Below are 11621 nucleotides of genomic sequence, written 5' to 3' on the forward strand. Positions count from 1 at the left end.
GGCTGGAACCTGGCGGCCATCAAGGACGGCGTGTGGTATTTCAACCCGGTTGCCTGGCAGTTGCTGTTCGTACTCGGCGGTGCCGCTGCGATTCACAGCCAGCGCCCGCGCCTGCCCGACACTCGCCCGCTGCTACGCCAGCCGTTGTTTGTCAGTGCGGCGCTGTATGTAGTGGTCGCGGGTGTGTTGACTGTCCTGTGGCGTTGGCCAGATCTACACGATGCCGTGGTGCCGGCGAGCCTGAAGAACCTCCTGTACCCCATCAGCAAGACCGACCTGTCCCCCGTGCGCTTGCTGCACTTCCTCGCACTGGCCTACGTCACGGCGAAGCTGATTCCCGACAGCGGATGGACGCAAAACTGGCTGGCGCGGCAAAGTTGCCGCATGGGCCGTTTTTCGCTGGAGATTTTCTGCCTGGGCGTGCTGCTGGCGCCCTTGGCGGACATGGTCAATGCGTTGACCGACGATGCATTTGCCATGCAGATTTTCACGGCGCTGGTGGGGGCCGGATTGATGACGTTGCTGGGAGCGTGGCTGGAATTCAACAAGCGGTTGAGCCGAACTGCTCAGGCAGCCCAAGGATCAACCGCAATATTGTAGGAGCAAGCTCGCTCCTACAACGGTTACGCCTTACGAAGCCGAACGCGCCGCACCTTGCGAAACATTCGTCGGTTGCAGCTTGAACACGTAGAACAGCACCGTCAGCAGCACCAGGAACGCAGGTCCCACATACAGCGCCACGCGGGTGTCCGGGAAGTACGCCATCAGGCCGACCACCAGCACCAGGAACGCCAGCGCCAGGTACGAACTGACCGGGTACAGCCACATACGGTATTTCAGGCCGGCGGCTTCGCTGGCACTCAAGCCTTTGCGGAATTTCAGCTGGGCCAGCAGGATCATCGCCCAGGTCCAGATCGCGCCAAAGGTGGCAATCGCTGTCACCCAGACAAACACCTTTTCCGGCACCAGATAGTTGAGCAATACGCCCAGCAGCAACGCACCAATCGACAGCAGCAACGCACGCCGCGGCACACCATTACTCGACGTCTTGGCAAACCCGGCCGGGGCCTGGCCGTTCTGCGCCAGGCTGTAGAGCATGCGCCCGGTGCTGAAGATGCCGCCGTTGCAGGACGACAGCGCAGCGGTGATCACCACGAAGTTGATGATGCCCGCCGCGGTCTTGATGCCCAGCCGCTCGAAAGTCATCACGAACGGACTGCCCTGGGTACCGATTTCGTTCCACGGGTAGATCGACAGGATCACGAACAACGCGCCGACGTAGAACAGCAGGATCCGCCAGAACACCGAACCGATGGCGTCGGGAATGGTTTTCTGCGGGTTCTTCGCTTCACCGGCGGTCAGGCCGATCATTTCCACGCCGAGGTAGGCGAACATCACCATTTGCAGCGACATCAACACGCCTTGCACGCCGTTGGGCATGAAGCCGCCGTAGGTCCACAGATTGGAAATCCCCAGGGCCACGCCGTCGTTGCCGAAACCAAAGGCGATGATGCCGATGCCGCCGAACACCATCGCAACGATGGTGACGATCTTGATCAGGGCAAACCAGAACTCGAACTCACCGAAGGCCTTGACCGCGATCAGGTTGATCGAGCCCATGCTGATCAACGCACCGAGCGCCCAGATCCAGCGCGGCACGTCGGGGAACCAGATACCCATGTAGACCGCCACGGCAGTGATTTCCGCGACGCAGGTCACCAGCCACAAGAACCAGTAGTTCCAGCCGGTCAGGAAGCCCGCCAACGGGCCGAGGTAGTCTTGAGCATAACGGCTGAACGAGCCGGCGACCGGGTTGTGCACGGCCATCTCGCCGAGGGCGCGCATGATCACCAGGATCGCCAGACCGCCGATGATGTAGGACAACATGATGGCCGGGCCGGCCATTTCAATGGCCTTGGCCGAGCCCAGGAACAGGCCGACGCCGATACAGGCACCGAGTGCCATCAGGCGGATATGCCGCTCGCCGAGTTCACGTTTAAGCGGACCGCCCTGAGCGGTCTCGCCGTTGGGCTGGTGATTGCCTACGGGCATGGGGGACAACCTCGTCTTGTTATTGGATATGACCACCGAGCGGCGAAGCGCGGGCCGATAAGCCATCGCTTCCCGGACCGGCCCCGCCTCATGGGCAACGCCGTCTTGTAGGAAAAACCCGCAAAATCAGTGGGAAAAACGACGCCGAGTATTGCACAACAATGGTGCATCGTCATGCCCCTGCCAAAGCCGTATTTACCCCTTCGACATGTCTAAAACAAGMATTCCAGCCGACTGTTTTGTGGCGAGGGAGCTTGCTCCCGCTCGCCTGCGTAGCAGGCGCAATTCAGCTGATCCCAATATCAGACGAAGCGCAATTACCGGCATTGGGGCCGCTACGCAGCCCAACGGGACGGTGCGGCAATCCGACAAGCTCCCTCGCCACAAAAGATGGCCATTACCCGACGTTTTGCCCTTCACATTTTTTTCACCCTCGCCAACCACCGTCTAAGCTTGAGTCAAGTCCGATCAATCTGCATGAATGGATCAGTCGACTATGGGCGCTTTGTGGCAAACCGATTCGAGTAAAACCGTGGTTCCGACTGAACGAGAGGATGAAGCGCCTGCACCTGAAAAACCCCGGCGTTCCAGGCACGGATGGGGAGCGTTCTGGCTATTGCTGTTGATAATCGCGATAGTCGTGGGGCTGGCGGCGGCGAGGGAAATGCGTACCTCGAAATTCCAGGCCCGGGAAGTCAGCAAATACGCCGCGTCCCTGAGCTATGAGCTCAAACCCGGCCCCAGCGATGCGATTCGCTATCCGGGCGACGGTCCGTTCGATCGGCGGCTGGGCTACAGCTCGCTGGATGAATTCCTGCCGCGCCTGATCAAGCGCGATTTCGTCATTGAGGCGCAAACCCGCTTTTCCCCGGCGCTGTTGAAGTACACTGACAAGGGGCTGTTCGTGCCTTATGCCGAGAAAATCCAGGCCGGGCTGTCGATCACCGATTGCCGCGCAGCGCCGCTGTACCAGTACAACTATCCGCAGCAGCTTTATTCAACCTTTGCCTCGATTCCGCCGGTAGTGGTCAACAGCCTGCTGTTCATCGAGAACCGTTTCCTGCTGGACCCCAGGCAACCTCTGGCCAACCCGGCGGTGGACTGGCCGCGGTTCGGCATGGCGGCGTGGTCACAGGTGGCCAAGATGTTTCACGTACCCGGCCAATCCGCCGGCGGCAGTACCTTGGCCACGCAACTGGAAAAGTACCGGCACTCCCCCGATGGCTTGACGGTCAATGGCGCGGAAAAAATTCGCCAGATGATTTCCGCCACCGTACGCGCCTATCAGGCCGGGCCACAAACACTCGAAGCCCGGCAGAATGTGGTTCGCGATTACCTCAACAGCGTGCCGCTGTCGGCCGTACCGGGCCACGGCGAAGTGCATGGCATGGCTGAGGGCTTGCGCGTGTGGTATGGCTCCGACTTCAACAAGGCCAACGAAGTCCTGACCAGCACAGCAACGGACCCAAAAACCATGGCGGAAAAAGGCCTGGCCCTGCGTGAAATGCTGTCGCTTATGATTGCCCAGCGCCGCCCGTCGCATTACCTGACCAAGGGTCACGATGAACTGGCCGACCTCACCGACAGCCACATTCGTCTGCTGGCGCAAAACAATGTGATCGACGCTCAGTTCGCCGCCGCCGCCCTGGCCAGCAAAGTGATCTATCGCGACTGGGCCACCCAGCCGACCATTCAACCGATTGAAACCAACAAGGGCATCAGTGTCGCGCGCAGCCGTTTGGCCGGCATGCTCAATCGTCCGCTTTACGATCTCGACCGCCTCGACCTGTCTGCCACCAGCACCCTGCAAGGTGAACTGCAAACCGAGGCCACGGCGTACCTGAAAAAACTCGCCGACCCCGCCTACGCAGCCGAAATCGGCTTGATGGGCGAACGCTTGCTGACCCCTACCAGCACCACCCAGGTGCGCTACAGCTTCACCCTGTTCGAACTGACCCCGGACGGCTCGCGGGTGCGGGTGCAGACCGACAGCACCGACCAGCCATTCGACATCAACGAAGGCAGCAAACTGGAACTGGGCTCCACCGCGAAAATGCGCGTGCTGACCACCTACCTGCAAATCATCTCCGAGCTGCACGACAAATACGCCGGCATGACCGTACCGGAACTGAAGAAAGTCGACGTGCCGGATCAGGACCGCCTGAGCCGCTGGGCGGTCGATTACCTGATCGAGACCAAGGACCGCGACCTGCAAAAAATGCTCGGCGCAGCCCTGGACCGCAAGTACTCCGCCAGCCCCGGCGAGGCGTTCTTCACCGGTGGCGGCCTGCATGTGTTCCACAACTTCCGCAAGGAAGACAACGACCGCATCCCGACCCTGCGCGACGCCCTGCGCGAGTCGATCAACCTGCCGTTCATCCGCCTGATGCGTGACCTGGTGCGCTACACCACATACTCCGGCCCGAACAGCAGTGCCGAACTGCTCAAGGACGACCACGACCCGCGGCGCCAGGAATACCTGGCCGAATTTGCCGACCGTGAAGGCACTTCGTTTCTGCTCAAGTTCTGGAAGAAGTACAAGAACAAGGACACCCAGGAGCGGCTCGAGACCTTCCTCGACAGCATGCGGCCGACCCCGATCCGCATGGCCGCCGTACACCGCTACCTGCTGCCACACGCCAGTCAGGCAAGCTTCAATGCCTTCGTGCGCTCGCACCTCACCGGCGCCAAGCTCACGGAAAAACTCACTGACGAGCGTCTCGTGCGGCTCTACGAGGCCTACGGTCCCGGCTCCTACGATTTGCCGGACCAGGGCTTCATCGCCAAGGTTCACCCCCTGGACCTGTGGCTGATGGGCTACCTGCTCAATCACCCCGACGCCAAGTGGGGCGACATTGTCAAAGCCAGCCAGTTCGAGCGCCAGGAAGTCTACAGCTGGCTGTTCAAAAGCCGGCACAAGGGTGCCCGCGACAGTCGCATCCGCACCATGCTGGAGATCGAAGCGTTTCTCGACATCCACCAGCGCTGGCAGAAGGTCGGCTATCCGTTCGACCACCTGGTGCCGTCGCTGGCCACCGCCATCGGTAGCTCCGGCGACCGCCCGGCGGCATTGGCCGAGTTGATCGGCACCATTCTCAACGACGGTGTGCGCATGCCGACCCTGCGTATCGATAGCCTGCACTTCGCGGCCAACACACCGTATGAAACCAAATTGATCAATGACCCGGATGTCGGCAAACGGGTCATGCCATCCGAAGTCGCCACGGCCATGCGCGAAGCCTTGTCGCAAGTGGTGGATGCCGGTACGGCGAAACGGGTGTCCGGCAGTTTCACAACACCCGGTGGCAAACCATTGGCCATGGGTGGCAAGACCGGAACAGGCGATAACCGCATTGAAGCCTTCGGTTCGGGCGGGCGGATCCTCAGCTCTAAATCCATCAACCGCACGGCGACCTTTGTGTTCTACATCGGCGATCATCACTTCGGGACGTTGACCGCGTTCGTTCCCGGCCAATCTGCCGAAACCTTCAAGTTCACCTCGGCGTTGCCGGTGCAAGTGCTCAAAGGCATGGCACCGATTCTCATGCCGTACCTGCAACCCGGCAGCAAAACAGGTTGCTTGCCGACTGAAGTCACGCGGCGTTGACAGAACCATTGCGTTGCACAGGTGGTAATTAATTATTTTTCAGATTCAAATATTCAACGGTTTACCCGCAAAAGACGCCGATTGAGCGCAGTTATTCAGACTTTTTTTTTGAGCCTCGTCCGATAGGCTGATCATCCTTAAAACCAATCAAGGATGATTGCCATGACCGACACCACCACGCCCGCCCAAAACATCGATAAAGGCCGGCACTACGAACTCATCAAGAACACCACCAGCGACCCTTTCAAAACCGCTACCCTCGACAGGGGCCTGGCCCTGGCGGCCACTCCCTTGAAGATGCAACCGTGGTACACCACAACGCCTGCCTCCCTTCATGACAAGCTCAAAGCCGCCAACCTCAAGGCATGGGCCTCGCAAAACAAGGTCGACAAACTGCTCAAGAATCTGCAGGACGTCCGTTCGTTCGCGGCGCCCCTGCTCCAGGCGAAACTCAAGGAACGCTACGGCATCGAGCATGACGTCAGCACGACCTACCTGCGCCTGTACCTGCCCAAGGATTCGCCCTGGTATGCGATTGATGTGAAGGGCGGCGTCACCAGCCGAACCGTCTCCCTGCTGGAGGCGGCACTGCACAACTTCGCCAAGTCCGAAACAGTCCTTGCCGACTCGCAATACATCACCAAACCTGACGATCTCGGGCACTTCGACGTCATTGCGATCAAGGACAAAATGACCATCAGCCAGTTCCAGGCGCTGTGCCGGGAACTGGACATCGGCGCGTTGTACAAGGAGCACCTCGAAAAGTATCTGCTTCCCGGCGAACCCGTGGCCGAAGCCGTCACGAAGCTCAAGGTGACCGAAAGCCAGAAAGACGCCCTCGCCGCCGCCGCGCAACTGGCGTTGATCCTCGGCGATATCCAGTACGACGCCTACAAGCTGATGCTGAGCCTTGCCCAGGATAAAGAACCTCAGTTGCTGCTCAATGGCCGAAAAATGCTCTGCGGCGACCTGTCGTTGCTGGAGACTCGTTTGACCGGCATTCTCCTGCTGATTCCTGCCGTGAAGGACAGCCGGGGGGTTCAACGACTGATTGCCTATGTGCCCCATGATCCGGATCACCCGCTCAAGGAATACGACTCCTTCAAAGCATTCATGGATGAATTGACCCGTCAGTTGCGCGAAGACAAGGTCGGCGCCTCATCGAAGCAGCGGTATCGACAATTTTTCAGTCAATTCATCGATCAGCAGCAACGCGGGCATTTTTTCGCCGATCTCGATCAATGCTTGGTAACGGTCAGGTGGCATGAGAAAGACGACAAGACGGATCAACGCCCCACCTGGCGCGAAGACCCTGCATCCAGTCCGCACCTGCAGTTTCAGCACCTGCCGGTGTCCCGGGATTACTGGACACATGCCTACCAGCAAAAGCTCAACAAGATCCTCAACGACGCGCAGGAAATCGCCGTGTCCACCGCCGACACGGACAGCAAGGCGCGCTGGGCCTGGTGGGACAACTTCAAGAAAATCGTCTCGGATATTTTCAATGTCGCGTTATTGATTGCCACCCCTTTCGTGCCGGGGCTGGGCGAGCTGATGATGGCCTACACCGTTTATCAAATGACCACTGACGTCATCGAAGGGATCGTCGATCTGGCCGAAGGCCTTGGTCTTGAAGCGGCCGAACATGTGATCGGCGTGGTCACGGATGTGATTCAACTGGCGGCGTTTGGTGCGGGTGCTGAAATCGGCAGCGCTTTCAAGTTGAAACTGTCACCACTGGTCGACGGCATGAAACCGGTCACGCTGCCTGACGGCAAACAAACGCTGTGGCACCCGGACCTCGCCCCTTACGAACAAAAAAGCCTCACCCTGACGCCCGATTCGAAACCCAACGAACACGGACTGCATCAACACGCCAATCAGCACATCCTGCCACTGGACGACAACCTCTACGTCGTCGAAAAGGCTTCGCAAGAGCCGAGCATCACGACTCACCGTGTCAAACATCCCACGCGCCCCAATGCCTATTCGCCCACGGTCGAACATAACGGTCACGGCGCCTGGGTGCACGAGGCKGAAAATCCGGGTAACTGGGAAGGCGACACATTGATGCGCCGCCTCGGGCACCGTGTCGATCGCTTCTCGCCCACGCAACGGGAGCAGATCCGCATCAGCAGCGGCACCGAAGACAATGCGCTGCGCCGTATGCATGTCGAGAACGCTGCGCCTCCACCGATGCTGGCCGACACCATCAAGCGCTTCAGCGCCTATGACGACGTCGGGATCGCGAGTGCCAATATTCGCAAAGGGCAGCCAATCGATGCCTCCTCCAATTGGTATGAAACGATACTGACGGCGTTGCCAGGCTGGCCTTCAGAACGGGCACTGGAGGTATTCGAAGACGCCGAACTGACCGGCAGTTCACGCAAGTACGGCAACGCCGACGCGACCGCCGCCAATACGTTGAGCATCAGTTTCTCCGAGCTGACGTCCGGCAAACTGCCTGAACATGTGGCGGGCTTTTTGAATGAAAGCGAGATCAAGGCTCTGCTGGGGCGCGACATTCCGGGCGCCGAACGCACCCAGGCATTGCGTGATCAACTGGCCGATGCCGTCGACTCACGTAAAGGTGAGATCGCAAAACGCATATACCAGGCAGAAGAACGATCGAGCAAGGCCAAGGTCCGCCTGTTGAGGCAACCCTTCCCGGACCTGCCGCTCACCCTCGCCGAAACCGTGCTGGCTGAGGCCAAGGCCGCTGAACTGAAGATAATGGACGATGAAAAACGCCTGCCGTTGCGCGTTAAAACCCAGGCGCGCGAATTCAATTTCGAAGCCGGCACCGCTCGAGCCTACGATGGCTTTTATCAAGACGAGCGGGTGGAACCCAATACCGAGCGTCTCGCGCTGAACACGCTCAAATTCAATACCGACAGTTTTGAAGGCTTGCGCATCGAAGTGCGTGACGGCACCTATGACGGCACGCTGCGCTGCAGCGTCGGCCCGGATGACGCGGCAACGGTGCGCCGGCTGGTCAGGGATGAAAGTGGCCAGTATGAAGTGCTCGACGGGGACAATAAGCAACTGAACAAAGCCGGCGATTTCTACGAATCGATCCTGCGCGCCCTGCCTGAAGACAAACGCAAGGCATTGGGCTACTTACGCGGTCAAGGCCACGCGCTCAAGCTGTGGATCATGGAGAAAACCGCAGCACCTGCCGAGCGCCGCACTGCACTGGCGCAACCGCCCGTTCGCCCCGCGGTGACGATTGAAACCGAAACACTGCTGCGCGGTTTGCCACGGTTTCTTCGTGCATCGACACCAGAGGAGAAAATCAAGGATCTGTACCCGGAAATGACTGAAAGAGAGGTGCGGACCTTCATCGAGAAGTTACGCAACGACAACGGTGATCCCACTGAGGCCATCGAGCGGCTGAAGAGCGAGCGGCAACACTTGCGGGACACATTGCAGGGCTGGCGCAACACCTATCCTCCTGAAACAGACGTTACCGGAGAACTGGTCTTCGGCTATCAGCCTGCTTACCTGCTGAACGGCGGTCTAAATGTCGAAGAGCAACTGATCAAGTGCTTCGAGCGCCGAAGCAACGTGTTCGGCGAGCGCAACAGCCACCCTGACCAAGGCTATACCCTGGATCTGTCGGTTTTCAAGCTTAAGGAGTTCGATCGATGGTGGTCGGATCTGCGCCAGCGACCCGGCATTCAGCAACACCTGGACCAGATCACGGCGCTGAAGCTCGACGAGCTGCGCACCGCTGCACCCGATGACCTGCTGCGCAGCTTCCCCAATCTTCGCCAATTGAGCGCCCGCCAGTGCGGGCTGAATGAAATACCTGCCAGCGTTGGCCGGATGGATCAACTGGAAAACCTGGATCTGACCGACAACTACATCAAGATGACGGCGAACACCACGCAGCAGCTCAGTGACCTGACTCGCCTGCGCACCCTCAATCTGAACGGTAATCCGTTGAGCCAGCCACCCGATGTCGGACGACTGACCAATTTAAAGGACCTGAACCTGGCCAATACCGGGATCCAGACCTGGCCCGAGGGGCTGTTCAGGCTCGGGGCGGTGGACCAGCCTCGTCCCCGTGGTTTCATGCTGGATATGCGTTCGAATCCGATCAATACCTTGCCCGAGGTCACGTCTGGCTCCGATCACGCGTTGATCCTGAGTCGCGCACGCTTCGACACAGGGAGGCTATCCAATGCCGACCGGGTCCGCCTCGGCACGTACCGCGAATCCGCAGGCTTGGACTTTGTGCAGGCCTATTCCCCTGCGGCCGCGGACGAAATCACCCATTGGCAATTATTTCCCGACGAACCCACCGAATGGGGCGCCTCGTCCTCGCTCAAGAAGTACCGCGAAGAATCCTGGCATGACGTGCTGGCCGAACCCGGTGCCGAACAGTTGTTTGCCGTCATCCGCAAACAGCGAGAAAGCGCGGACTACCAGAACGATAAATCACGCCGCCTGCTGACTCGCCGAGTCTGGGAACTGATCGATGCTGCCGCGCTGAACTCCGCCCTTCGCGAGGAATTGTTCCTGCAAGCAAGGGAACCCACGAATTGTCGGGAGGGCGGGGCCTATCTGTTCAATTCCATGGGCATAAAAGTGTTGCTATMAAAGGCTTATAATGAATCGATCCTGCCCAGCGAACTTGACAACAAACTCGTTAAATTGGCCCGCAGCTTTGCACGTCTGGACCGGGTCGGTGACCTCGCCCGGGAAGAGATCGGCCGTCAAACCCAAATGAACCTGATCGATCCGCAGAACAACCTGCCGCCGGATGATCTGGAAATACATATGGCATTTCAGACCGGACTGGCCGAACGTCTCGACCTGCCCTGGCAGGCGGAAAACATGGCATTTCGGGCGCGCGCAGGTGTGGACCAGGGGAAGATCGATGCAGCCTACACATCAATCATGGCGCGTGAAAGCGGCAACGGCCTGGTCGACGGGATGATTGAACCCGAAGATGGAAACGTTTTCTGGGAGCGCCATTTAAAAGCGACTCACCCAACAAAGTGCGAAACCAATCGTCAATATTTCGACGACAAACTGGGTTTGCTCGATGAACTGCGCGCCGCAAAAGTCGAATGGGCCAAAGACCACCCTCAGGCGCAAATGAATCAGCTCATCCGAAAAATGGAAGACCTGGCGGACAAGCTGGAAATCCCTCAGGCTGAGGTTTTCAGCGACGGCCCATTGAGCGACCGCCATTACGATGATCTGGCGGAGGCGCGCAAAGAGCTATTTCGACGGTTGACCCGCGAAGCGATGGTCAACGCCGGCCTTTAACGCTCGGCTGGCTCATCCAGAGGTCAGTCAGCCCTGTCAGGGCTGGCTGACCGACGCTGCACTGCCTGTAGCGCTCATACTTGCGAATCCCAGATCACGGTGATATTGCCTGTGTAAGGCCTGTCCCTGGCGTTGTTTATCAACCAGTGGGTGGCACGTTCGCCCATTTCGAAATGCAGCGTTCCAGGCTTGCGATCGACATAGATACCGGGCTGAAACGGGCTTGTGGCAGCATGGGGACTCAACGGCATTCGCCTGACCGGTTGCCCGGCGCTGTCGGTCAACCCGCCAGGCAAGCTGACGCTGACATCGACTGCCTCCCCGTAACCCGACTCGCGATCAATGATGGCGCAGCCCGAACCGAAGCCCAGGTCATGCTCACATTCCAGCTTCATCGTGAATCGCGACGAGGCGGAAATATTGAAGGTCTGATCGCGATACAGGCGCACAGGCTTGCGCCCCTGTTCCAGCCAGCTGCGCCACCCGCCCTGGGGTTCCAGCAAGACTTTGTTGCCGCCGGGTGGAATTTCCACTTTCAGGGTGTGCAGAACATCGAGGACGAAATCCAGGACCAGGCTGCGTTCATCAGGACTCATCGAGGGGCCCAGGTCAAAATCGGCGCCGGGGCCCATGGTGTAGGAAATGGCACCGGTGTAAAGCCCGCTCGACATACCCAAGGGAT

General features: G+C 59.2%; 4 protein-coding genes and 1 pseudogene. 3 read left to right on the top strand and 2 right to left on the bottom strand.

Annotation, left to right across the window (positions count from 1 at the left end):
* Nucleotides 1–600, top strand: a 600-nt coding sequence (opgC, locus tag ACXRVY_RS08420) for an OpgC domain-containing protein (protein ID WP_458237242.1), incomplete at its 5' end; no start/stop codon positions are given.
* Between the two features lie 30 nt (nucleotides 601–630).
* Here the strand turns inward: opgC and ACXRVY_RS08425 are convergent.
* Nucleotides 631–2052, bottom strand: a complete 1422-nt coding sequence (locus tag ACXRVY_RS08425) for an amino acid permease (RefSeq protein WP_223458234.1) — start codon at nucleotides 2050–2052, stop codon at nucleotides 631–633.
* 496 nt (nucleotides 2053–2548) lie between these two features.
* Between ACXRVY_RS08425 and ACXRVY_RS08430 the strand changes: the two genes are divergently transcribed.
* Entirely contained in the window at nucleotides 2549–5659 is a 3111-nt protein-coding gene (locus ACXRVY_RS08430; RefSeq protein ID WP_223458232.1) for a transglycosylase domain-containing protein, read from the top strand.
* A 162-nt stretch (nucleotides 5660–5821) separates the two neighbouring features.
* Nucleotides 5822–10939, top strand: a complete 5118-nt coding sequence (locus tag ACXRVY_RS08435) for a dermonecrotic toxin domain-containing protein (RefSeq protein WP_458237243.1) — start codon at nucleotides 5822–5824, stop codon at nucleotides 10937–10939.
* Between the two features lie 74 nt (nucleotides 10940–11013).
* Here the strand turns inward: ACXRVY_RS08435 and ACXRVY_RS08440 are convergent.
* Nucleotides 11014–11621 (bottom strand): annotated as a pseudogene (locus tag ACXRVY_RS08440) (hypothetical protein); the annotation flags it as partial.

It is taken from the genome of Pseudomonas sp. P5_A2_2 (assembly GCF_054177685.1).